This is a genomic window from Kitasatospora sp. NPDC023176, from assembly GCF_055560495.1.
In genome coordinates, this window is the sequence record NZ_JBVHIP010000007.1 from 1 (window position 1) to 22,319 (window position 22,319).

The 22,319-nt window shown below is 73.0% G+C and carries 14 protein-coding genes, 2 pseudogenes and 1 riboswitch; of the genes and pseudogenes, 4 read left to right on the top strand and 12 right to left on the bottom strand.

Annotated elements, in window-relative coordinates; translation table 11 throughout:
• Positions 1–95: pseudogene (locus tag ACZ3YL_RS12665) on the top strand (ABC transporter ATP-binding protein); the annotation flags it as partial.
• 47 nt (positions 96–142) lie between these two features.
• Entirely contained in the window at positions 143–2,701 is a 2,559-nt protein-coding gene (locus ACZ3YL_RS12670; RefSeq protein ID WP_465657020.1) for an ABC transporter permease, read from the top strand.
• 248 nt (positions 2,702–2,949) lie between these two features.
• Here the strand turns inward: ACZ3YL_RS12670 and ACZ3YL_RS12675 are convergent, their stop codons facing one another.
• From ACZ3YL_RS12675 to ACZ3YL_RS12705, 7 genes and pseudogenes are all read right to left on the bottom strand, one after another.
• The gene (locus tag ACZ3YL_RS12675; protein WP_188304883.1) at positions 2,950–4,317 is read right to left on the bottom strand and encodes an NAD(P)/FAD-dependent oxidoreductase; all 1,368 of its coding nucleotides are present in this window, start codon (positions 4,315–4,317) and stop codon (positions 2,950–2,952) included.
• Between the two features lie 428 nt (positions 4,318–4,745).
• Positions 4,746–5,681, bottom strand: coding sequence for a Ppx/GppA phosphatase family protein (locus tag ACZ3YL_RS12680; RefSeq protein ID WP_223242265.1), 936 nt, complete (start codon positions 5,679–5,681; stop codon positions 4,746–4,748).
• A gap of 146 nt (positions 5,682–5,827) precedes the next feature.
• A pseudogene (locus ACZ3YL_RS12685) lies at positions 5,828–6,367 on the bottom strand (DUF501 domain-containing protein); the annotation flags it as partial.
• Positions 6,339–6,821: an FtsB family cell division protein gene (locus ACZ3YL_RS12690; protein ID WP_262986005.1), complete on the bottom strand. Its 483-nt coding sequence runs from the start codon at positions 6,819–6,821 to the stop codon at positions 6,339–6,341. The pseudogene ACZ3YL_RS12685 and the gene ACZ3YL_RS12690, both read right to left, overlap by 29 nt.
• A 148-nt stretch (positions 6,822–6,969) precedes the next feature.
• A complete protein-coding gene (gene eno / locus ACZ3YL_RS12695; RefSeq protein ID WP_188304879.1) occupies positions 6,970–8,256 on the bottom strand; it encodes a phosphopyruvate hydratase in 1,287 nt (428 codons plus the stop codon).
• 264 nt (positions 8,257–8,520) lie between these two features.
• Positions 8,521–9,306 carry a transglycosylase family protein gene (locus ACZ3YL_RS12700; RefSeq protein WP_465657022.1) on the bottom strand — a complete coding sequence of 262 codons (786 nt, stop codon included), beginning with the start codon at positions 9,304–9,306 and terminating at the stop codon, positions 8,521–8,523.
• Position 9,307: 1 nt separating this feature from the next.
• Positions 9,308–9,477, bottom strand: a riboswitch (cyclic di-AMP (ydaO/yuaA leader).
• A gap of 210 nt (positions 9,478–9,687) precedes the next feature.
• Positions 9,688–11,016 carry a cytochrome P450 family protein gene (locus ACZ3YL_RS12705; protein ID WP_188304877.1) on the bottom strand — a complete coding sequence of 443 codons (1,329 nt, stop codon included), beginning with the start codon at positions 11,014–11,016 and terminating at the stop codon, positions 9,688–9,690.
• 367 nt (positions 11,017–11,383) lie between these two features.
• Here ACZ3YL_RS12705 and ACZ3YL_RS12710 point away from each other — a divergent pair, with 367 nt between their 5' ends.
• The gene (locus tag ACZ3YL_RS12710; protein ID WP_188304876.1) at positions 11,384–11,821 is read left to right on the top strand and encodes an SDR family NAD(P)-dependent oxidoreductase; all 438 of its coding nucleotides are present in this window, start codon (positions 11,384–11,386) and stop codon (positions 11,819–11,821) included.
• A 21-nt stretch (positions 11,822–11,842) separates the two neighbouring features.
• On the opposite strand, the gene ACZ3YL_RS12715 is transcribed toward ACZ3YL_RS12710, so the two are convergent.
• The 4 genes from ACZ3YL_RS12715 to ACZ3YL_RS12730 form a co-directional block, all read right to left on the bottom strand.
• Positions 11,843–12,880, bottom strand: coding sequence for a nucleoside triphosphate pyrophosphohydrolase (locus ACZ3YL_RS12715; protein ID WP_465657025.1), 1,038 nt, complete (start codon positions 12,878–12,880; stop codon positions 11,843–11,845).
• A 182-nt stretch (positions 12,881–13,062) separates the two neighbouring features.
• Entirely contained in the window at positions 13,063–14,733 is a 1,671-nt protein-coding gene (locus ACZ3YL_RS12720; protein ID WP_465657027.1) for a protein kinase domain-containing protein, read from the bottom strand.
• Entirely contained in the window at positions 14,730–15,392 is a 663-nt protein-coding gene (locus ACZ3YL_RS12725; protein WP_465657029.1) for a hypothetical protein, read from the bottom strand. Before ACZ3YL_RS12725 ends, ACZ3YL_RS12720 begins: the two co-directional genes overlap by 4 nt.
• 149 nt (positions 15,393–15,541) lie before the next feature.
• Entirely contained in the window at positions 15,542–17,674 is a 2,133-nt protein-coding gene (locus tag ACZ3YL_RS12730) for an N-6 DNA methylase (RefSeq protein WP_465657031.1), read from the bottom strand.
• A 207-nt stretch (positions 17,675–17,881) separates the two neighbouring features.
• Here ACZ3YL_RS12730 and ACZ3YL_RS12735 point away from each other — a divergent pair, with 207 nt between their 5' ends.
• Positions 17,882–18,484: a DUF4352 domain-containing protein gene (locus ACZ3YL_RS12735; protein ID WP_188307123.1), complete on the top strand. Its 603-nt coding sequence runs from the start codon at positions 17,882–17,884 to the stop codon at positions 18,482–18,484.
• A 95-nt stretch (positions 18,485–18,579) separates the two neighbouring features.
• Here the strand turns inward: ACZ3YL_RS12735 and mfd are convergent, their stop codons facing one another.
• On the bottom strand, positions 18,580–22,209 hold the full coding sequence (gene mfd / locus ACZ3YL_RS12740) for a transcription-repair coupling factor (RefSeq protein WP_465657034.1): 3,630 nt from the start codon (positions 22,207–22,209) through the stop codon (positions 18,580–18,582).
• Positions 22,210–22,319 lie beyond the last annotated feature (110 nt).

Below are 22,319 nucleotides of genomic sequence, written 5' to 3' on the forward strand. Positions count from 1 at the left end.
CCGACGGCCGCATCGTCGACGAACTCCACCACCCCACCGCCGACACCGTCCTGGACCGCATGCGCCGCTTCGAGGCCAAGGGCCGCACCAGCTGACACCCGGCCCGCCGGCTCCACGCCCTCGAACCTCCCCAGGACACCTCATGTATCGCACCGCACTGCGCAACGTGCTGGCCCACAAGGGCCGACTGCTGATGACGGCACTGGCCGTCATGCTCGGCACGGCGTTCGTCGCCGGCACCATGGTCTTCTCCGACACCTTCGGCAAGGCCATGCAGGACAGCAACTCCAAGAGCTACTCGGACGTCTCGGTCCAGGTGGTGGACCGCGCGGCCGGCTCCGGGGCCTCCGCCCGGCAGAAGAGCGAGAGCGGCTCCGCGGCGCTCACCGACGCCACCGTCCAGCAGCTGGCGGCCCTGCCCGGCACCGCCGACGCCCGCGGCGTGGTCAGCGGCTTCACCGGGGTCGCCGACAAGAAGGGCAACCTGGTCGGCCAGTTCTGGGCCGCCAAGGGCGCCAACTTCGCCCCGGGCCAGGACGGCAAGGACGCCCGCTACCCGATGGCCGAGGGCCAGGGCCCGAAGAACGCCAAGGAGATCGCCCTCGACCGCAAGACCGCCGACAAGGCGGGCTACAAGGTCGGCGACACCGTCCGGGTGGCCGCCAACGGCCCGGTGGTCGAGGCCAGGCTCACCGGTGTCTTCACCACCGACGACCCGGTGGTGAACTCCGGCGGCACCCTGACCCTGTTCGACAAGGCCACCGCCCAGCAGCTGCTGCTGGAGCCCGGCCGCTACAGCAGCGTGGTGCTCACGGCCAAGCCCGGCACCGGTGAGGAGGCGCTGCTCGCCCAGGCCCAGCCCAAGGTGCCGTCCGGCGACCAGTTCGACATCGAGACCGGCGCCACGCTGAAGGCCGACGAGCAGGCCATGATCACCAAGGGCACCGACAGCATGCGCACCATGCTGCTGGTCTTCGCCGGCATCTCACTGTTCGTCGGCATCTTCATCATCGCCAACACCTTCACCATGCTGGTCGCCCAACGCACCCGGGAGCTGGCGCTGCTGCGGGCGATCGGCGCCAGCCGCAAGCAGGTCACCCGCTCGGTGCTGATCGAGGCCCTGCTGATCGGCACCCTCTCGGCGGTGGCCGGTCTGCTGGCCGGCATCGGGATCGGTGCCGGGCTGCAGTCCCTGATGGGCTCCCTGAACGAGAACATGCCGAGCGGTTCGCTGGTGATCAAGCCGCTCACCGTCGTGGTGACCCTGGTGGTCGGCGTCCTGGTGACGGTCCTGTCGGCCCTGCTGCCGGCCGTGCGCGCCGCCCGGATCGCCCCGGTGGCCGCGATGAGCAGCGGCGACCAGCCGACCAGTCAGAAGAGCCTGGTGGTCCGCAACACCATCGGCTCGCTGTTCGCCGCCGGCGGTCTCGCGCTGATCGGCTTCGGCGCCTCCACCGGTGACGACTCCGGCCGGCTGCCGGTGGGCCTGGGCGCCTTCCTGGCCCTGATCGGCGTGTTCGTCCTGCTGCCGCTGCTGTCCCGCCCGGTGGTCGCCCTGGTCGGCCCGCTGCTGCGCGGTCTCGGCGGCACCCCCGGCAAGCTCGCCCAGCAGAACGCGGTGCGCAACCCGCGTCGCACCGCGGCCACCGCCGCCGCGCTCACCATCGGTCTGACCCTGGTCAGCGGCCTGACCGTGATCGGCACCTCGGTCGGCGACACCATCGACCGGGCCGTCACCAGCTCGATGAAGGCCGACTACATCGTCTCGGCCGCCAACCACATGAGCCTGTCCCCGCAGGTGCCCGACCAGATCACCAAGGCCCCCGGGGTCGCGGCCTCCTCGCCGATGACCACCGCCTTCTGGAAGCTCGACGGCACCAGCAAGCAGATCACCGGCCTGAACCCGGACAGCTTCCAGCAGTTGGCCGAGGTCAAGCTGACCAGCGGTTCGGCCGAGGCGCTCGGCAAGGGCCAGCTGCTGGTGGACCAGGACGTCGCCACCAAGTCCAACGTCACCACCGGCTCGACGATGACCGTGACCTACCCGGACAAGTCCACCGGTCAGCTCACCGTCGGCGGCGTGTACGAGAAGGGCGGCATGCTCGGCCCGGTCCTGCTGGCCAACAGCGAGGTCGCCAAGCACGAGTCCCAGCCGTACATCTCCGACGTCCTGGTCAAGGGCAAGGACGGCGCCACCGACGGCCTCAAGCAGTCCCTCAAGGACGCCACCGGTGCCAACCCGGTGATCGAGGTGAAGTCCAAGCAGGACGTCCGGGACGACTTCAGCCAGACCATCACCTTCGCGCTGAACATGATGTACGGCCTGCTGGCGATGTCGGTGCTGGTCGCGATCCTGGGCGTGATCAACACCCTGGCGATGTCGGTCTTCGAGCGCAAGCGCGAGATCGGGATGCTGCGGGCGATCGGCCTGGACCGCCGGGGCATCAAGCGGATGGTCCGGCTGGAGTCGGTGGTGATCTCGCTCTTCGGCGCCGGGATCGGCCTGCTGCTCGGCTGCTTCATCGCCTGGGCGATCAACGGGACGCTGAAGTCCAGCCTGAGCGGGCTGACCACCGTCCTGCCGTACGGCCAGCTGGCGCTGTTCCTCGCCCTGGCCGGGCTGGTCGGCCTGGTGGCCGCGCTCTGGCCGGCCCGCCGGGCGTCCAGGCTGGACATCCTGTCGAGCATCAAGACCGACTGACGCCCCGCCCGTCCGCCCCCGGTCGCACCCGCGGCCGGGGGCGGACCAGCGTCCGGAGGCGGACCAGCGGAGCGCGCCCGGACACAGCGAGAGCCCCTGCCAGAGGGTTTCGGCAGGGGCTCTTCTACTGCTGTACTCCGCCCGGTCGCACGGCCGGCTGAGCACCACGGAGGTCGTGGTCCGGCGACACTGCCGGGCGGAGGGCCTCCGACTCATACCCCGGCGCTCCCACACCGGGGTCCAGTCGCTTACTTGCTGGCGAGCTCCTTGTCGGCGGCCGGCTTGGCGGCCTCGACGGGCTTGGTGGGCGGCGTGACCTCCTGGATCGGAAGCTGCGGCTTCTCCATCTGGGAGAGGCCGACCATCTCGCGCTTCAGGAACATCGCGAGGGTCCAGTCGGTGAAGACGCGGACCTTGCGGTTGACGGTCGGGACCATCGCGCCGTGGTACAGGCGGTGGAACCACCAGGCCGGACGGCCCTTCAGCTTGTACTTGCCGAAGAGGATCGCCACGCCCTTGTGCAGGCCGAGACCGGCGACCGCACCCAGGTTCTTGTGCTTGTACTCCTTCTGCGGGAAGCCCCGCATGCCGGAGATGACGTTGTCACCGAGGACGACGGCCTGACGGCAGGCGTGCTGCGCGTTCGGCGGGCACCAGGCACCCTCGCCGGCGGCGAGGTCCGGCACCTGGGCGTTGTCGCCGGCGGACCAGACGTAGTCGAAGCCCTGGACCTGGAGGGTCGGCGCGGTGTCGACGTGGCCGCGCGGGCCCAGCGGCAGGCCGAAGTTGGCCAGCACCGGGTTCGGCTTGACGCCGGCCGTCCACACGATGGTGGAGGCGTCCATCTCCATGCCGTTCTTCAGCATGACGTGGCCGTCGACGCAGGAGTCCATCGAGGTCTCGATGTAGACCTCGATGTTCCGCTCCTCGAGCTTCTCCTTGGTCCACAGACCGAGGTCCGGGCCCATCTCGGGGAGGATGCGGTTGGCCGCCTCGACCACGACGAAGCGCATGTCGTCACGGCTGACGGTCCGGTACAGCTTCGACGCGTCGCGCGCCATGTCCTCGATCTCGGCGATCGTCTCGATGCCGGCGAAGCCACCGCCGATGACGACGAAGGTCAGGGCCTTGCGGCGGACCTCCTCGTCCGAGGTGGACTCGGCCTTGTCGAGCTGGGCCATGACGTGGTTGCGGAGGCCGATGGCCTCCTCGACCGTCTTCATGCCGATGCCGTTCTCCGCCAGACCCGGGATCGGGAAGGTGCGGGAGACCGAGCCCGTCGCGACGACCAGGTACTCGAAGGGCAGCTCGTAGCTGTCGCCGGCCGCCGGCTGGATGGTCGCGACCTTGCGGGCGTGGTCGATGCCGGTGACGGACCCGGTCAGCACCTCCGCCTGCTTGAGGGTCTTGCGCAGCGGCGCGACGAGGTTGCGAGGCGCGACGTTGCCGCCGGCCGCCTCGGGGAGGAAGGGCAGGTACGTCATGTACGACCGCGGGTCCACGACCGTGACGGTCGCTTCGCCGTAACGCATCTTCTTGAGGATGCGCATCGCGGCATACAGGCCGACGTAACCACCGCCGACAATGAGGATGCGAGGACGCTCCGTGGTGCTCATATCCGAAAGTATCCAGCACCGTCCGGAGCAGCCTTCGTGAGCCCGGTCACAAGCTCATGGACACCCCGTGCTACACTGCGCGGCCACAAAAACGACACCGGTGCACCGGCTCACGGGCCCCGACAGTCCCCCGTGAACGTGCGCCGGAGCACTACCCGGCTGAGCAGCAACGATCCGTACAGCGCCCGGGTTCCCGCTTGTGATTTCGATTTTCAAACCTCGGGCGAGGCCTGACCTGCGATCCAAGGGCCCGCGCGACCGACCGACCTTCGGTCTCACAATTCGGGCGTAGCGGGCCACGGGGTGCGACGAATGACTGGATCGCCATGTGAAGAAATTCACGAAGGTTCTCGCACCCGCCCGGGCGCGCCCCGGCCCCGGCGCCCCGAAAAGGGCGTCGGGGCCGGTGGCGTAAGGCCTGTGGGCCGTCAGGAGGCCGTACTCCAGGCGATGCCGTCCAGGATGTCGTGCTCGCTCACGACCACCTCGGCGGCGCCCGTGCGCTCCATGATCTCCAGCAGCTCCAACGCGCCGGCCGCGATCACGTCCACCCGGCCCGGGTGCATCGACGGGATGGCCGCGCGCTCCGCGTGGGTGGCGGCCAGCAGCTCGCGGGCGATCTCCGCGACCCGCTCGCGGCTGATCCGGGAGTGGTGGATCCGCGTCGAGTCGTAGGCAGGCAGGTCCTGGGCGATCGCGGACACCGTGGTGACCGTCCCGGCCAGGCCCACCAGGGTGGCCGCACCGGTCAGCGGGACGACCTCCTCGGCCTTGTCCAGCTCGGCCCGCACGTGCGCCCGGGCCTGCGCGACCTGCTCCGCGGAGGGCAGCTCGGCCCCGGCGAAGTGCCGCTCGGTCAGCCGCACGCAGCCGATGTCGACCGAGCGCGCCGCCTCCACCTCGGCCCCGCCGAGCACGAACTCGGTGGAGCCGCCGCCGAGGTCGAAGACCAGGTAGGGGGCGGGGAACTGGCCGCCGGTCAACTCCTTGGTGGCCCCCACGAAGGACAGGTGCGCCTCCTCCTCGCCGCTCACCACCTCCGGCTCGACGCCCAGGATCTCGCGCACGCCCTTGACGTACTCGTCGCTGTTCTCGGCGTCCCGGGAGGCGCTGGTGGCGACGAAGCGGGTGCGCTCCGGGCCGACGCCGAAGCCCGCGATGATCTCCCGGTACTCCCGGCAGGCCGCGAAGGTGCGCTCCAGCGCGTCCGGGTGGAGGCGGCCCGTCCGGTCCACGCCCTGGCCCAGCCGGTTGATGATCATCCGGCGGTCGAGGTCGGTGATCCCGCCGGTCTCCGGGTCGAGGTCCGCGACCAGCAGCCGGATCGAGTTGGTGCCGCAGTCGATCGCGGCCACGCGGGTCATGCTCACTCGGACTCCTGCTCCGCCGCACCGGCTTCCGGGGTCGCGGCCTCGGCGGCGCGCTTGGCGGCCCGCTCGGCGGTCTTCTGCTGCTTGGCCGCGATCACGGCCTCGTGGTCCTGCCCCTTGGCACGGTTGCGCAGCACCCGCTCACCGGCCGCCTCGACCTCGGCCGGGGAGACGCACGGGCCCTTGGCCCACCAGTCCTCCAGCATGCCGATCGCCTCGTCGCCGAGCGGGTTGACGCCCTCGCCGGCCGCCAGCGAGTGGCCGACCAGCACGTGCAGGCACTTCACCCGGTCCGGCATCCCGCCGGCGCTCGGGAAGCCCTCCAGCACCTCGATCGCGTCGCGCCGGGCGATGTAGTCCTCGTGCGCCTTCTGGTAGGCGGCGGCCAGCTCCGGGTCCTCGGCGAGCCGGGCGGTCTGGTCCTTCATCACGCCCTCGGCCTCCAGGGTGCCGATCAGCGAGGCGGCCTTGGGGCAGGTCAGGTAGTACAGCGTCGGGAACGGCGTGCCGTCCGGCAGCCGGGGGGCCGTCTCCACGACGTCGGGGTTGCCGCAGGGGCAGCGGTGCGCCACACCGCGCAGGCCGCGCGGCACCCGGCCGAGCTGGGCGGCGATCGCCGCGACGTCGGCGTCGGAGACGGCGGGGTGGTTCTCAGTGGTCATGGGGGGTGGGGTCTCCAACGGAGGACGGGGGGAGCGGACGGGGGACGGCGGGAGCCAGCGCGACGGTGTCGGCGGCGTCCACCGAGTCCCAGATGCTGGTGTACCAGGGCTTGGCGGCCTTCGCCGGGCCGGCCGCCGCGTCGGCGGAGGGGGTGGCCGAGGTGGCCGGGGCGGAGGGCCGGGCGGCCGCACCGGACGGGTCCACCGCGATGTACGGGGTCTCCCCCGGCACCGCGTAGTGCAGCCGGGCGCGGGCCTGCGCCTTGACGTACTCCGGATCCTGCCAGCGGGCCTTGTCCCGGCGCAGTTGGTCGACCTGCTGGCGCGCGTGGTCGGCCTTCGCCCGCTGGGCGGAGATCTCGGCGCGCTGGGAGATGAACTGCCGGGTCGGGTAGGCCAGGATCGCGACCAGCGAGCAGAGCACCAGGACGAGGACGGTCGCCCGGCTCGTGAACCGAGGCCGGGCCGCCAAGCCCGGGATCCTCCAGCCAGCCATCTCCCGTATCCCCTCCTGGTCGCGACGGTGCCCCGCCGTCCACCCTACGGGGTGTGCGGCGGGGCACCGGTCAGGCGTGCGCTACCGGGGACCTTCGGCCCCCTGGTTTCCAGCCCGTGGGTTCTCAGCCCTCGTACTTGAACCGCGGGAAGGCGCCGCGGCCGGCGTACTCGGCGGCGTCGTCGAGGATCTCCTCGATGCGCAGCAGCTGGTTGTACTTGGCGACGCGCTCGGAGCGGGCCGGGGCACCGGTCTTGATCTGGCCGCAGTTGGTGGCGACGGCCAGGTCGGCGATGGTGACGTCCTCGGTCTCGCCGGAGCGGTGCGACATCATGCAGCGGTAGCCGTTGCGCTGGGCCAGCTCGACGGCGTCCAGGGTCTCGGTCAGCGAGCCGATCTGGTTCACCTTCACCAGCAGGGCGTTGGCGGTGCCGGTCTCGATGCCCTTGGCCAGGCGGGCCGGGTTGGTGACGAACAGGTCGTCGCCGACCAGCTGGACCTTGTCGCCCAGCTTGACGGTCATGGCCTTCCAGCCGTCCCAGTCCGACTCGTCCAGCGGGTCCTCGATGGAGACCAGCGGGTAGGCGGCGACCAGCTCGGCGTAGTACTCGATGAGCTCGGCGGCCGACAGGGCCTTGCCCTCGAACTGGTAGGCGCCGTCGTTGTAGAACTCGGAGGCGGCGACGTCCAGGGCCAGCGCGATGTCACGGCCGGGCACGTAGCCGGCCTTCTGGATGGCCTCGGTGATGAGGTCCAGGGCCTCGCGGTTGCTGTCCAGGTTCGGCGCGAAGCCGCCCTCGTCGCCGAGGCCGGTGGACAGGCCGCGCTCCTTCAGCACGCCCTTGAGGGTGTGGTAGACCTCGACGCCCCAGCGGACGGCCTCGGAGAAGGACTCCGCGCCGATCGGGGCGATCATGAACTCCTGGATGTCGACGTTGGAGTCCGCGTGGGATCCACCGTTGAGGATGTTCATCATCGGGACCGGCAGGACGTGCGCGTTCGGGCCGCCCAGGTAGCGGAACAGCGGCAGGTCGCTGGCCTCGGAGGCGGCGTGGGCGACGGCCAGCGAGACGCCCAGGATGGCGTTGGCGCCGAGCGAGGACTTGTCCGGGGTCGCGTCCAGGTCGAGCATGGCCTGGTCGATCAGGCGCTGCTCGGTGGCGTCGTAGCCGACCAGCTCCGGGCCGATCTGCTCGATGACGGCCAGGACGGCCTTCTCCACGCCCTTGCCGAAGTAGCGGTTCTTGTCACCGTCGCGCAGCTCCAGCGCCTCGAAGGCGCCGGTCGAGGCACCCGACGGAACAGCGGCACGACCCGTGCTGCCGTCGTCGAGGCCGACCTCGACCTCGACCGTGGGGTTGCCGCGGGAGTCGAGGATTTCGCGGGCTACGACGACATCGATGGACGGCACGAAGGCATCTCCTTGCGGAAGCAGGTCCGGCGGGCGGTGGTGCTGTCGGCCGGACGATTGCGGAGTCGTTACGACCAGAGCCTAACCGCCCGGACTCCCGAGACCACGTCGGCCTCGGCCCCGTCTCAGCGTGTGGCCCCGATACCCACCGGTAGTTCACCTGCCCGACCCGGTTCGTCCCACCGTCGCGGACGAATGCGGACGAAGGGGGCCGCCGGGCGCGACCCCCTCCTCCGGTCGGGCTTCCGATCGGTGCGCGGCGGCTCAGCCGAGCTGCAGCACCTGGCCGGGCATGATCAGGTCCGGGTCGCCGCCGACCGTGCCGCGGTTGCCGTCGTACAGCGCCTGCCAGCCGCCGGACACACCCTGGGCAGCGGCGATGGTCGACAGCGTGTCGCCGGAGCGGACGGTGTAGTCGTGGCCGGTCGGAGCGGTCGGGGCCTGGGCGGCGCGCGGGGCGGCGTGCTTCGGCGTGTACTGCTGGACCGGCTGCTCGGCGGGCTTCTCGGCCTGCTTCGGCGCGGCGTGCTTCGGGGCGTACTGCTGGACGGGCTTCGCGGCGGGCTTGGCGGCCTGCTGCTTCGCGGTCTGCTGCTGGGCCTGCGGCTGCTGCTGCTTCGGCGCGGACTGCGGCTTGGCGTCCGAGGAGGAGTCCACGGCCGCCGGGGCGCCGCCCTTGCTCAGGCCGGCCTTGACGGAGCAGACCGGCCAGGCACCCGGGCCCTGCGAGGAGAGCACCTTCTCGGCGACCGTGATCTGCTGCGCCCGGCTGGCCTGGTTGGCCTGCGCCGCGAACGCGGTGCCGCCGTACGCCTTCCAGGTGCTGGAGGTGAACTGCAGGCCGCCGTAGAAGCCGTTGCCGGTGTTGATGCTCCAGTTGCCGCCGCTCTCGCACTGGGCGACGGAGTCCCAGGCGGAGGCCGGGGCGGCGGAGGCGCCGGTGGCGGTGAGGAGCGGCAGTGCGAGTCCGACGCCGGCCACACCGGCGACGGCGATGGCCTTCTCGGCCTGGGTGCGGCGACGATGACGGCCAGTTCCAGCGAACAGCATGAAGGTCCCTCTCCGCACGCCTGCGAGGTGAGCTGTCGGGTTCGGACCGGGAGGTGGCCCGGCCGCCGTCGGCGGAATCGATTCCGCTTGGGCGGCTTCACCCCAAGCCGTGGGGAGACGGCAACAAACCTGGGTCCCCCGCCCCTGCCCAGGGTCTGGTCGGTTTCCCGTCGCGCGGCGGGCAGGACTCGGCGTTCCGCGCACGGGGTCCGCAGCTGCGAACTCCAGGGAGACTAGACAGATCCTCAGACCAATCACAAGCTCATATCGTCGACATCACACAAAAATTACGGCACGTGTTCGATCGCCTACCAACAGCGGGGCTTTGTCCGGTTTGATGGGCGTTCATACCGCCGCCAAGGGCGGCTCGGCGACACCGCGTCAGCGTGTCGGAGCCTCAGCGCGGGCGTGCGGGGAGCGGCTTTCCGGACTGAATTCGACCGGAAGTTCGCGCAGTCCACGCATGATCAGGCCACCACGCCACCGCAGATTCTCCGGACTTTCGGCCAGCCGCAGATCGGGCAGCCGGGAAAGCAGCGTGGCCAGCGCGGACCGCCCTTCGAGCCGCGCCAGCGGGGCGCCGATGCAGTAGTGGATGCCGTGCCCGAACCCCAGGTGGGGGTTGTCGCTCCGGGCCAGGTCGAGGGTGTTCTCGTCCGCGAACCGGGCCGGGTCGCGGTCCGCCGCCGCCAGCACCACCAGCACCGGGTCACCGACCGGGATGTCCACCCCGCCGATGGTCAGCGGCCGGGTCGCGAACCGCCAGGTCGCCATCTCCACCGGCCCGTCGTAGCGCAGGAGTTCCTCGATCCCGGTCTCCAGCAGCCCGGTCTCGCCCCGGGCCACCGACTCCTGCAGCAGCGCCCGCTGCCCCGGGTTGCGCAGCAGCGCGTACGTCCCGTTGCCGATCAGGTTGACCGTCGTCTCGAACCCGGCGAACAGCAGGATGAAGGCCATCGCCGCGGCCTCGTTCTCGGTCAGGTGCTCGCCGTGGTCGCTCGCCCGGATCAGACCGGAGATCAGGTCGTCGCCGAGGTCCGCCCGCTTGCGGTGGATCAGCTCCAGCAGGTACGCCCGCATCCGCTTCACCGCCCGCCCCACACCGCCGCGTTGGCCGCCGGCCTGGCCCGGCTTGGTGTGCCGCAGCATCATGCCCGCCCAGTCCCGGAAGTCGTCCTGGTCCTCGGCCGGCACGCCCAGCATGTCGCAGATCGCGTAGATGGGGAGCGGGAAGGCGAACTCGTGGATGAGGTCCGCCGATCCGCGCTGCGCGAAGCCGTCGATCAGCCGGTCGGTCAGCTGCTGCACCCGCGGCTCGAACTCCGCCACCCGGCGCGGGGTGAACGCCTTCGCCACCAGGCGGCGCAGCCGGGTGTGGTCCGGCGGGTCGATGTTCAGCAGGTGGGTCATCAGGTCCGCCTGCCGCTCCCCCGGGATGCCCACCCGGCCGGTGCGGTGCGCCTGCTCGCTGTGGTGCGCCGGGTTCTTCGACAGCCGGCCGTCCGCGAGCGCCTGCCGGGCGTCCGCGTACCTGGTCACCAGCCAGGCCTCCACACCGCTCGGCAGCGTGGTGCGGTGCACCGGGGCGTGCTCGCGCAGCCAGGCGTAGGCGGGGTACGGGTCGGCGGCGAACTCCCAGGTGAAGAGCTGCGGGTCGGACTGCGGGTCGGACTGGGCGGCGGGCTGGGCGCCCTCGGGCTGAGCTGGCATGCGTCGACCGTAACCGCTGGACCGGACGCGGCCGGACGGCCTCGGGGGCGCCGCCGGGACGTCACCGGTTCGCGAACCGGCCGTGGGCCGCTCGTGGTCCGCTTGCGAGCCGCTCGCACGCCGCTCGTCAGCCGCTCACAAGCCGCTCGCGAGCCCTGGGCGAGCGGTGCGCGAGGGGTGTGCCAACACTCCGGGGACGGCCCGTGAACGGTCCGTGGACAGCCCTTGGACAGCTCTTGGCCCGGTGGCAGGCGTGAGCCTGGTCACCTGAGGGGTAATCCCTGTTGCGGAGGGTCAGGACGTGCCTACGATCCTCCGCAGTACGCGTGGGCGCCGGTGCGGTGTCGCCCACAGGGAGGAGCAGGCCATGCGGGTCAGCGGAGCAGTCGTCGTCATCGCGGTACTCGACGGCGGTTCGGGAGCCGACCTCGCCCGCCGGTTCACCGCGGCCGGCGCCGCCGGGATGCTGATCGCGGACCAGCACGTCGCGATCGCCGAGGACCTCGCCGCCGAACTCGACCGGCCCGGCTGCCCCGTGGTCGGCGTCTCCGGGGACATCCGCCGGCCCAGCGACGTCGCCGCCCTGGTCGACACCGCCGAGAAGCACCTCGGGCCGATCGACCTCTTCTGCGTCGCCGGCCCGAAGGGCGAGCGGGTCGTCTCCCTCGCCGACCTGCCCGACCACCTCGACCTGGAGCGCCTCGCCGAACTGGTCGCCCTGGTCGGCGAGGCCATCGGCGAACTCGTCCCGCCGCAGCGGCTCCCTGCCGGGCACAGCGTCGGGCACGCCGCCACGGCGGCCTGAGCCCGCGCCCGGCCTGGACGCCTACTCCGGCTTGAGCCCCTCGGCCGCGCGCACCGCCTCCCGGTAGCCGCGCGCGGCCGAGCGCAGCGCCGCGTCCACGTCCACCCCCGCGTCGTGCGCCCGCTGCGCCACCGCCAGCAGCAGCCGGCCCGCCGACTCCGCGGTCAGCTCCTCCGGCAGCCGGTACGGCTCGTCCGGCACCTCGGTGAACCCCGCCCGGCGCACCCGGGAGACCAGCTTCGCCGCGTACGCCAGCGCCGGCAGCCCGGCCGGCACGCCGTCCAGGACGGACTCCCGGTCCGCCTTCTCCGCCGCCTTCAGCTGCTCCCAGTTCGCCTCCACCTCGGCGGCACCGTCGGCCTCGACGTCCCCGAACACGTGCGGGTGCCGGTACACCAGCTTCTCCACGATGTCCCCGGCCACGTCATCGACGGTGAACGGCCCGGTCGGGTGCTCCTCGGCGATCCGGGCGTGGAAGAACACCTGCAGCAGCACGTCGCCCAACTCCTCGCGCAGCGCGTCCCGGTCCCCCTCCTCGATCGCCTCGACCAGCTCGTAGGCCTCCTCGACCAGGTACTTCACCAGGCTCTCGTGGGTCTGCTCGGCGTCCCACGGGCAGCCGCCCGGCGAGCGCAGCCGGTCCATCACCGAGGCGAGGTCCAGCAGCCGCGCGCCCGGCAGGTCGTACGAGCCCGGCAGCACCTCGATCTCCGGCACCTCACCGGCGTGCTCCACCGCGAGGCGGGCCAGCGCGTCCGTCAACCCCGGATCCCCGTCCGGACCGCCCAGCCACACCGTCGCCCCCGCCCCGGCCGGCTGCCCGGTCAGCAGCCGCGCCAGCGCCGGCGCCGAACCGGCCGGCACCACCTCGACCACCACCCCGGCCTGCCGCACCGCCGCCACCTGCGGATGCCCCTCATCGGCCACCAGCACCCGCCCCGCCGACCGCAGGGCCTCCCAGGCCGGCCACGCCAGCAATCCGGGGGCCACCCGGTGGGTGGTGGTCAGCAGGATCAACTTCGCGCCCGGAGTGTCCGTCTGCACAGCATTCGTCGTCACACCTCGAACCTACCCGCCCCGCCCCACCCCGGTCCGGGCCACCAAGACACCCGCCGGCTCCCTGTTCCCGCTCCCCACGGACGGCGAACGGCCGGCCCCGCCGGGTCCCGGTGAACGCCCGCGCGAGGAGGCCGGCGCGGAAGGTCGAACCCGCCGACTTCCCGTGCCCCGGCCGGAGGGGGTCAGCGGGCCGGGGGCCAGGGGGTGGGGTGCTGGGGATGGAGGGTGGTGAGGGAATCGCGGAGGCGGCGGACGGCGGGGTGGTGGGGGCCGTCGCGGCGTTCGCGTTCGAGGAGGAGTGGGAGGAGCCAGTGCCAGGCGTTCTGGGGGTCTCCGGTGGCGGCGAGGTGGAGGCCGATGCTTTCGCGGAGGTCGTAGCTGCGCTCGGGGTCGGTGTCGAGGCCGGCTTCGAGGCGGGCGGTGTGGGCGGCGAGCAGGGCCTGGAACTCGGCGTGGGCTTCGGGGCCGTGGCCGAGCCGGTCGAGGCAGAGCGCGGCGCGGTAGCGGTGGTCGAGGCCCTCGGGGCCGTGCGGGCCGCCGTCGGAGGTGGCGGCGAGGCGGCGGTACTCGGGGAGGGCCTGTCGGGGGTGGCCCTGGTGGAGGAGGGTGCGGGCGTAGATGGTGCGGATGGTGCGGACCAGGGGCGCTCGCTCGCCGAGGTCGGCCTCGGCCCGGGGAAGTAGGTGGGCGGCCAGGCCGAGCACCTCGGTGTGGCGTCCGGCGTCGACCAGGTCGGAGAGCCGGGCGCACTCTGCGCCGAGGTCGGAAACAGCGGGGGTGGCGGGAGGTGTCGCGGGGGCGGGAGGCATCAGGAACGGCCTCGGCTCCGAGCGGACCACCGCCGCTGCCACCGCCGGCGGCTGCGTCTGCGGCTGCGGCTGCGGCTGCGGCTGCGGCTGGTGCGGATAGCGGAAGGGGCGTGCGGGGTCGGGCAGCGGCGTGAGGCCGGGCTGGGGCGCCCCCTCGGCCGGAGGCAGCAGCGGGAGCAGCCGCGCGTACACCGCCTGGGCGTCGGCGGGGCGCTCGGCGGGCTGCTTGGCGAGGAGGTCCAGGACCAGCCGTTCCAGCCCCGGAGGCACTTCGGGGCGCAACTCCCGTAGCGGGACGGGTGGTTCGTCCACGTGCCGGCGCAGGACTCCGAGGGCCGTGGGCGCCCGGAAGGGTTCCTCGCCGGAGAGCATCTCGTGCAGCAGGCAGCCCAGCGAGTAGAGGTCGCTACGCGGGTCGATGGTGGCGGCGAGGGCCTGCTCGGGGGCCATGTAGGCGGGGCTGCCGATGGGCACGCCGGTGAGGGTGAGGCGGGTGGTCTCGGTGTCGAGGGCGGTGGCGATGCCGAGGTCGAGGAGGACGGTGCGGCCGTCCGCGCGGACCATGACGTTGCTCGGCTTGAGGTCGCGGTGGACCACCGGGATGGCGTGGACGGCGGCCAGCGCCGCGCAGAGCTGGGCGGCGACGGCCACCGCGCGTTCGACCGGGAAGGGTGCGTCCTCCGCGATCAGGTCGGCGAGGCTGACGCCGGGGACGCGCTGCATGACGAGGTAGAGCTCGCCCTCGTCCTCGCCCGCGTCGAAGACGGTGACCAGGCCGGGGTGGTCGAGTGCGGCGGTCACCCGGCACTCGCGCAGGAAGCGGCGGCTCAACTCGTCGCCGTGGCGTCGGCGTTCGGTGCTCCTGGCATCCGCGCCGAACCCGCTGCCGGAGCCGCCGGGCAGCAGGTGCTCGGGGCGGAGCAGTTTGACGGCGACCGGGCGGTGCAGTCGTTCGTCCTGACCGGCCCAGACCTGGCCCATGCCGCCATGGCCGATCTTCTCGGCGACCCGGTAGCGGCCGGCGATCAGCCTGGTGCCGGTCACGAGCCGCCCTCGCGGGCCTGACGGCGCAGCAGTTCGCCGAGTTCGCGCAGGTCGTGGGCCGTCTCGACGGCCGGCGCCGGCGCCGGAGCAGGAGCAGGAGCGCCGTACCCGGGCACGGTGGGTGCCGTCCCGCCGTACGAGGCCGGTTCGACGTACCCGTACGGCGGCCCGTACGACGCGGCGGACGGCGGGGCGGCCGGCGGGGCGGACGGCGGGGCGAGGAGCACGGGCGCGGTACGGCCGGCCTCCCAGACCGTGCGGCTGTCCATCGCCAGGTAGTGCGCGGTCGGCGTCAACCACAGCACGCCGAGGGCGATCTCGCCGATGAGGTTGGCGGTCGCGTCGTGGAGACTGCCCGCGATCCCGGCGCAGACGATGAGCGTCAGCAGCAGCCCGCAGAACACCACCGCGCCGAGGACGTCGTAGGCCCGCCTGCGCCGGACCGCCAGCAGCAGCGCCGGGACGGCGCCGAGCACCCCGAAGGAGAGCAGCGGGACGAGCGCGCACAACACCCGGACGGCCAGCCCGAACCGGCCCGGGATCGGGGCCGGTCCGGCCGCCGGGAAGGAACCCGGCACGGCACCGGGGACCGGCCCCGGGCCGTACGGCGGGGCGCCGGGCGTCGGTCCGCCGTACGGCCCGGGTTGCTGCCCTGACATGTGTGCTCCTGAGCTGGACGGGACCGGCGCCGACCGTCCCCCGGACGGCCCAGCACACCGTACCGCTCGGCTCAGCGGCCCCGGAGGCCTCCGGCCCGGTCGATGCCGAGCCGACACCGGGCCGACTCCGGGCGGCCCTTGAGCCGACGTCAGTCCTCCGGTGGGGCCAGGACGCCCGTCGCCAGCGCGTCCGTCGCGGACCGGGCCAGGGTGCGGCCGAGGGCGGCGGCCTGGGTGAGGGCGGTGTCGAAGGCGGCCAGGCGGGCGAAGGCGGCGCCGAGGCGCTGTTGGGCGGGGAGCGGGAGGCGGGGCAGTTCGACGCGGCGGATGTCGAGGCGGGCGGTGGTGGTGGCGTGGCTGGCGGCGCGCCGGGTGCCGGCGGTGGAGCGGAACTGGCCGGCCAGGAACTCCGGGTCGAGCACGGCGGGGTCGGGTCGCAGCAGGTGCAGCTGGCGGCCAAGGGCGGCGCCGACCAGCGGGCCCTCGGCCGGGACGACGCGGGCGGTGCCGCCGCCGAGGGCGGGGACCAGGACGTCGCCCGGGCGGGTGCGCACCTCCCCGGCCCCGGCGGCGAGGACGGCGCCGGGCGGGGCGCCGGTGGCGAGGTCCTGGTCGGTGACCACCGGGATGCCGCCGCCGGCGGCGCCCGCCGGTCGGGTGGCCGGGCCGGTGCCGGAGGAGTGCACCTCCAGCGCGCCGCTGCGGACCAGCTCGCCCACGGTGACCACGCCGACCGGTGCCGCGCCGGCGGCTTCCGCGCCGGGCCGCGGGAGCAGCCCGGCCGGGTCCGCCAGCCCGGCCAGCAGTTCCGCCAACCGGGCGCCGAGGTGCGAGAGTTCAGCCGCGTCGCCGAGCCGGACGGCGGGCGGGACGTGTCGGGCGGGGGAGAGGTCGGTCTCGTCGTCCAGGAGGTCGATGGCGGCCATGGTCCGGTGGATCCCGGGGCGGTCGGCGGGGACCGGCAGACCCTCCCGGGCGGCCAGGTCGAAGCCACGCCAGGAGTCCAGGACAGTACGGCGCAGCTCGGGCCAGTCCACCTTGTCCCGACCGCCCTCCACGGCCACCGGCCCGGCACTCCCGGCCGAAGCTGCCCCGGCGTCGACCAGCAGCACCTGCCGGAAGTCGTCGCCGGGCCTGGGCGCCCGGAGCACCCAGAGGTGCAGCGGGACCCCGTACGGCGGGGCGGCCCCGGCGGGCAGGGCGATGACGGCGCGCAGGGCGCCGGTGCGGAGCAGCTCGGCCCGGATGCGGCGGCCGGCCCGGCGGACGGCGACGGTCGGCGGGAGGAGCAGGGCGGCGAGGCCGCCGGGGCGGGTGTGGGCGAGGCAGTGCAGCACCCAGGCGAGTTCGGACTCCCCGCGCGGCGGGACGAGACCGCCGGGCCAGCGGGTGTCGAACTGCAACTCGTCGTGCCCCCAGTCGCGTTCGTTGTACGGGGGCTGGCAGAGCACCGCTTCGAAGGTGTCCCCGGGGTAGCCGTCGGCGCGCAGCGCGTCGCCGGTGCGCAGGTCGAGCGGGAGCGGGCCGGGTTCGTCGGCGGGGGTGTGCAGGGCGAGCCGGAGCCGGGTGAGGGCGGCCGCGACCGGGTCCGCGTCCTGGCCGTAGCGCCCGGTGGTCGGCGGGTGGGCGAGCAGGACGGCGCCGAGGCCGACGGCCGGGTCCAGCACGGTGGCGGGGACTCCGGCGACGGCGGCCAGCAGCGCGGCGGCCTCCGGCGGGGTGGGGCTGAGCTGGCGGGTGTTGGCCTCGGCGTGGCGGGTGAGCAGTTGCTCGTACGCGCCGGTCGGGCCGGCCTCGGCCGCGAGGTCGGCGAGCAGCCGGGCGAGGTCCAGCTGGGTGCTCCCGAGCAGGACGGGCAGGCGCAGGTCGCGCGGGCCGTCCGGGCCGAAGGCGTGCACGGCGGTGTCGGCGACGGCGCGGGGCAGCGCGGTGGCGAGCCGGCCGTCGGGCTGGTCGGCGAGGACGGTCCAGTGCTCGGGGGCGCGATGCAGCAGCAGGAGCACGGCTCCGGCCTCGACCAGGGGGGCGGCGGGGTGGCCGGCCGGGTCGCGCAGGGTGTCGAGCAGTTGCCAGACCCGCTCCAGCAGCGGGAGTTCGGCGATCTTGCCCTGGGCGCGCAGCCAGGTCTCGACCTGGTCGAGGGCGAAGGTCGGGCTGGCGTCGGTGCCGCCGACCGGGCGGGGGAAGTCGGAGTGGCGGCGGCGCCAGTTGCTGACCGCGGCACGGCCGACGCCGGCCAGCCGGGCGATCTCGACGGCGGTCACTTCGGGGCGGTCCGGCACGGGAGGCTCCTTCGATCGGGGTGACGGCGCGGCGGGGTCGCTGTGATCACACAGCATAGCGACGCGGCCCGTCGGCTCCGTTCACGTGTGAACAGAGTTCTTTTGTGAAATCTCATTGACAGCGTTCACGGCCGAGTGGTGTGATTTCCCCGTCGCCACCGAACGGGCCGACAACCACCAGCACCACCGACCACCGGGAGAACCGCCATGTCCGCCACCACCCGCCGCACGACCACCACCCGCCGCACCGCCGCCCTGCTGCTCGGCGCCTCGCTGATCACCCTCACCGCGACTGCCTGCAACTCCACCGGCGGTGCCTCCGTCTCCACCGACGCGAAGCAGACCGCTGCCGCCGGCACGGGAGCCACCAAGGCCGCCGACGCCCCCAAGGCCCCCGCCAAGATCGGCGACACCATCGCCCTCAAGGCCACGGACAAGGGCAACACCGCCGACGTCACCGCGGTGAAGGTGGTCGACCCGGCCGAGAGCGCCAGCGAGTACCTCAAGCCGGCCGACGGCAAGCACTACGTGGCGGTGCAGTTCCAGATCAAGGCCACCGGTGCCCAGGCGTACGGCGAGGTCCCCGCCAGCAGCGCCAAGGTCGTGGACACCCAGGGCCAGGCCTACGGCCCGAACCTGGAGGAGACCAAGGCCGGCCCGGCCTTCCAGACCCCCACCAACATCGCCCCCGGCGAGACCGGCAAGGGCTTCGTCACCTTCGAGGTCCCGGACGGCACCAAGCTCGACAAGGTCCAGTTCGCCCTGGACAACGGCTTCGCCCCGCAGGCCGGCCAGTGGAAGATCGGCTGACCCCGGGCGCACCGCCCGAACGGAAACGGCGGCCCCGGGCAGAGCCCGAGACCGCCGTGCGCCATCGACCGCCGTGCGCCGTCGACCGCCGGGTGCTACTTCTTCGCCCCCGCCAGGTCGTCGAACATGGCCGACAGGAACTCGGTGCACCAGCCCAGCAGTTCCCGCCCGACCAGCGGCTTGCCGCCGATCCGGCCGGTGCTCGGCCGGGGCACCAGCAGCTGCTGGGCCGCCGCCTTGACCTGGCTGCGCGGGTAGAGCCGGTTCAGCCGCAGCTGCTGGGACTCGCGCAGTTCCACCGGGCCGAACCGGACGTTGGAGCCCTGCAGGGTGATGTCCGAGATCCCGCACCGCCGGGCGTACAGCCGCAGCGCGGCGACCATCAGCAGGTTCTCCACCGGCTCCGGCAGCTTCCCGTAGCGGTCCGCGAGTTCGTCCCGGACCTGCTGGATGTCCGGCTCCGAGTTGACCGCCGCGATCGAGCGGTAGGCCTGCAACCGCAGCCGCTCGCCGGGCGCGTAGTCGTGCGGCACGTGGGCGTCGACCGGCAGCTCGATCTTCACCTCCAGCGGCTCCTCCTCCGGCTCGCCGCCGTTCGCCAGCGACTCGCGGAACTCGGCCACCGCCTCGCCGACCATCCGCATGTAGAGGTCGAAGCCGACCCCCGCGATGTGCCCGGACTGCTCGCCGCCGAGCAGGTTGCCGGCCCCGCGGATCTCCAGGTCCTTCATCGCGACGTACATGCCGGCGCCCATCTCGGTGTGCTGGGCGATGGTGGCCAGTCGCTCGTGGGCGGTCTCGGTGAGCGGCTTCTCCGGCGGGTACAGCATGTACGCGTAGCCGCGCTCGCGCCCGCGCCCGACCCGGCCGCGCAGCTGGTGCAGCTGGGAGAGGCCGAAGGTGTCGCCGCGTTCGACGATCAGGGTGTTGGCGTTGGAGATGTCGATGCCGGACTCCACGATCGTGGTCGACACCAGGACGTCGAACTCCTTCTCCCAGAAGTCGACGACGACCTTCTCCAGCTGGGTCTCCCCCATCTGCCCGTGCGCGGTGGCGATCCGCGCCTCGGGCACCAGGTCCTTGAGCCGGGCGGCGGCCTTGTCGATCGACTCCACCCGGTTGTGGATGTAGAACACCTGGCCCTCGCGCAGGAGTTCACGGCGGATCGCGGCCGAGATCTGCTTCTCGTCGTACGGCCCGACGAAGGTCAGCACCGGGTGCCGCTCCTCCGGCGGGGTGGTGATGGTGGACATCTCGCGGATGCCGGTGACGGCCATCTCCAGGGTGCGCGGGATCGGCGTCGCGGACATGGTGAGCACGTCCACGTTGGCGCGCAGCTTCTTCAGCTGCTCCTTGTGCTCGACGCCGAAGCGCTGCTCCTCGTCGACGATGACCAGGCCGAGGTCCTTGAACCTGGTCTCGGAGGAGAACAGCCGGTGGGTGCCGATGACGACGTCCACCGAGCCCTCGAACAGCCCCTCCAGGACGGCCTTGGCCTCGCTGTCGCTCTGGAAGCGGGACAGCGCCTTCACGGTGACCGGGAAGGTGGCGTACCGCTCGGCGAAGGTGGAGAAGTGCTGCTGCACCAGCAGCGTGGTCGGCACCAGCACCGCCACCTGCTTGCCGTCCTGCACCGCCTTGAACGCGGCCCGTACGGCGATCTCGGTCTTGCCGTAGCCGACGTCGCCGCAGATCAGCCGGTCCATCGGGACGGACTTCTCCATGTCGGACTTGACCTCGGCGATGGTGGTCAGCTGGTCCGGCGTCTCCGCGTACGGGAATGCGTCCTCCAGCTCGCGCTGCCACGGGGTGTCCGGGCCGAAGGTGTGGCCGGGCGCGGCCATCCGGGCCGAGTACAGCTTGATCAGGTCGGCGGCGATCTCCTTGACCGCCTTCTTGGCCCGCTGCTTGGTCTTCGCCCAGTCCGCGCCGCCGAGCCGGTGCAGGGTCGGGGCCTCGCCGCCGACGTACTTGGTGACCTGGTCGAGCTGGTCGGTCGGCACGAACAGCCGGTCGCCGGGGTGACCGCGCTTGGCGGGGGCGTACTCCAGCACCAGGTACTCGCGGGTGGCGCCCTGGACGGTGCGCTGCACCATCTCGACGTACCGGCCGACGCCGTGCGCCTCGTGCACGACGTAATCGCCGGTCGCCAGGGCCAGCGGGTCGATCGCGTTGCGGCGCCGGGACGGCATCCGGCGCATGTCCTTGGTGGAGGACTTCTGGCCGGACAGGTCGGTCTCGGTGATGACGGTGAGCTTCAGCCGCTCGTCCACGAAGCCGTGCTCGATGGAGCCGCAGGAGACGTACACGACGTCCCGGGTGGGCGCCTCGCCGAGGTCGGCGACCAGCCGGGCCGGGATGCCCTCGTTGCCGAGCACCTCCGCCAGTCGCGAGGCCGGGCCGTGGCCCTCCGTCACCATGACGACCCGCCAGTCGGAGGCCAGCCGGTCCTTGGCGTCGGCGATCGCCCGGGCGGTGTCGCCCCGGTAGGCCTCGACGGCGTGCATGCCGAGGGTCAGCGTGTTGGCGTCGAACTCGAGGATCCCGTCGACCGTGGACTCGCTGGTCGCGAACGGACTGACGGACCACCAGCGAAGTCCGATCTCGTCGGCGTGCTCGCGCACCTCGGCGAGCGAGCGCAGCGAGGCGGCGGAGACGTCGATGGTCTCCAGGTCGATCGGCAGGTCACCGCCGGCGGCCGCGGCGACCCAGGAGGCGTGCAGGAACTCCTGGCTGGTGGCCACCAGGTCGGCGGCCCGGGTCCGCACCCGCTCCGGGTCGCAGACCACCGCGACCGAGCCGAGCGGCAGCACGTCGAGCAGCAGTTCCATGTCGTCGACCAGCACCGGCGCCAGCGACTCCATGCCCTCGACCGCGATGCCCTCGGCGATCTTGTCCAGGATCTCGGCCAACCCGGGCTGCGCGACGGACAGTTCGGCGGCCCGGGCGCGCACCTCCGCGGTCAGCAGCAGCTCCCGGCAGGGCGGCGCCCACAGGCCGTGCTCGGCGATCTCCAGCGAGCGCTGGTCGGCGACCTTGAAGTAGCGGATCTCCTCGACCTCGTCGCCCCAGAACTCCACCCGCAGCGGGTGCTCCTCGGTCGGCGGGAAGACGTCCAGGATGCCGCCGCGGACGGCGAACTCGCCGCGCTTCTCGACCAGTTCGACCCGCGCGTAGGCGGCCGCGGCGAGCTGTCGGGCCACCTCCTCCAGGTCGTGCGACTCACCGCGCTGGACGGCCACCGGCTCCAGCTCGGCCAGCCCCTTGACCTGCGGCTGGAGCACCGACCGGACCGGGGCGACGATCACCTGCACCGGTCCGGCCGCCGGATCGTCCGCCCGCGGGTGGACGATCCGGCGCAACACGGCCAGCCGGCGGCCGACGGTGTCCGAGCGGGGCGACAGCCGCTCGTGCGGCAGGGTCTCCCAGGCCGGGTACTCGGCGACCGCGTCGGCGGGCAGCAGCGAGCGCAGCGAGGCGGCCAGGTCCTCGGCCTCCCGGCCGGTGGCGGTGACGGCCAGCACCGGGCGGCCCCGGTCGCCGGCGGCCTGCCCGGCCAGCGCGCGGGCGAGCGCGGCGATGGCGAACGGCCGGGCGGCGGGCGGGCCGACCAGGTCCAGGTGGCGGCGGCCGGCGGCCGCGGCTCCGGTGGCGGTGGCCGCCTCGATCGCCTCGGCGAGCGCCGCGTCCCGCGCGACGACATCGAGCAGTCCGGTCAGGCTCATCTGAGGTCTCTTCTTCGTCCCGTGGCTGATGCTGCCTCCGGGCGGCAAGAACCCCGCCGGGGCAACGCGAACGGCCCGGCGCGCCGAGCGGCCGGGGGTCTCCAGCCTAC

What these genes read in the sequence shown, in the direction of transcription:
- ACZ3YL_RS12725 (WP_465657029.1), bottom strand. Translation starts at nt 15,392, where the DNA reads ATGTCAGGGCAGCAACCCGGGCCGTACGGCGGACCGACGCCCGGCGCC.
- ACZ3YL_RS12735 (WP_188307123.1), top strand. Translation starts at nt 17,882, where the DNA reads ATGTCCGCCACCACCCGCCGCACGACCACCACCCGCCGCACCGCCGCC.
- ACZ3YL_RS12710 (WP_188304876.1), top strand. Translation starts at nt 11,384, where the DNA reads ATGCGGGTCAGCGGAGCAGTCGTCGTCATCGCGGTACTCGACGGCGGT.
- ACZ3YL_RS12670 (WP_465657020.1), top strand. Translation starts at nt 143, where the DNA reads ATGTATCGCACCGCACTGCGCAACGTGCTGGCCCACAAGGGCCGACTG.
- ACZ3YL_RS12675 (WP_188304883.1), bottom strand. Translation starts at nt 4,317, where the DNA reads ATGAGCACCACGGAGCGTCCTCGCATCCTCATTGTCGGCGGTGGTTAC.
- mfd (WP_465657034.1), bottom strand. Translation starts at nt 22,209, where the DNA reads ATGAGCCTGACCGGACTGCTCGATGTCGTCGCGCGGGACGCGGCGCTC.
- ACZ3YL_RS12700 (WP_465657022.1), bottom strand. Translation starts at nt 9,306, where the DNA reads ATGCTGTTCGCTGGAACTGGCCGTCATCGTCGCCGCACCCAGGCCGAG.
- ACZ3YL_RS12680 (WP_223242265.1), bottom strand. Translation starts at nt 5,681, where the DNA reads ATGACCCGCGTGGCCGCGATCGACTGCGGCACCAACTCGATCCGGCTG.
- ACZ3YL_RS12705 (WP_188304877.1), bottom strand. Translation starts at nt 11,016, where the DNA reads ATGCCAGCTCAGCCCGAGGGCGCCCAGCCCGCCGCCCAGTCCGACCCG.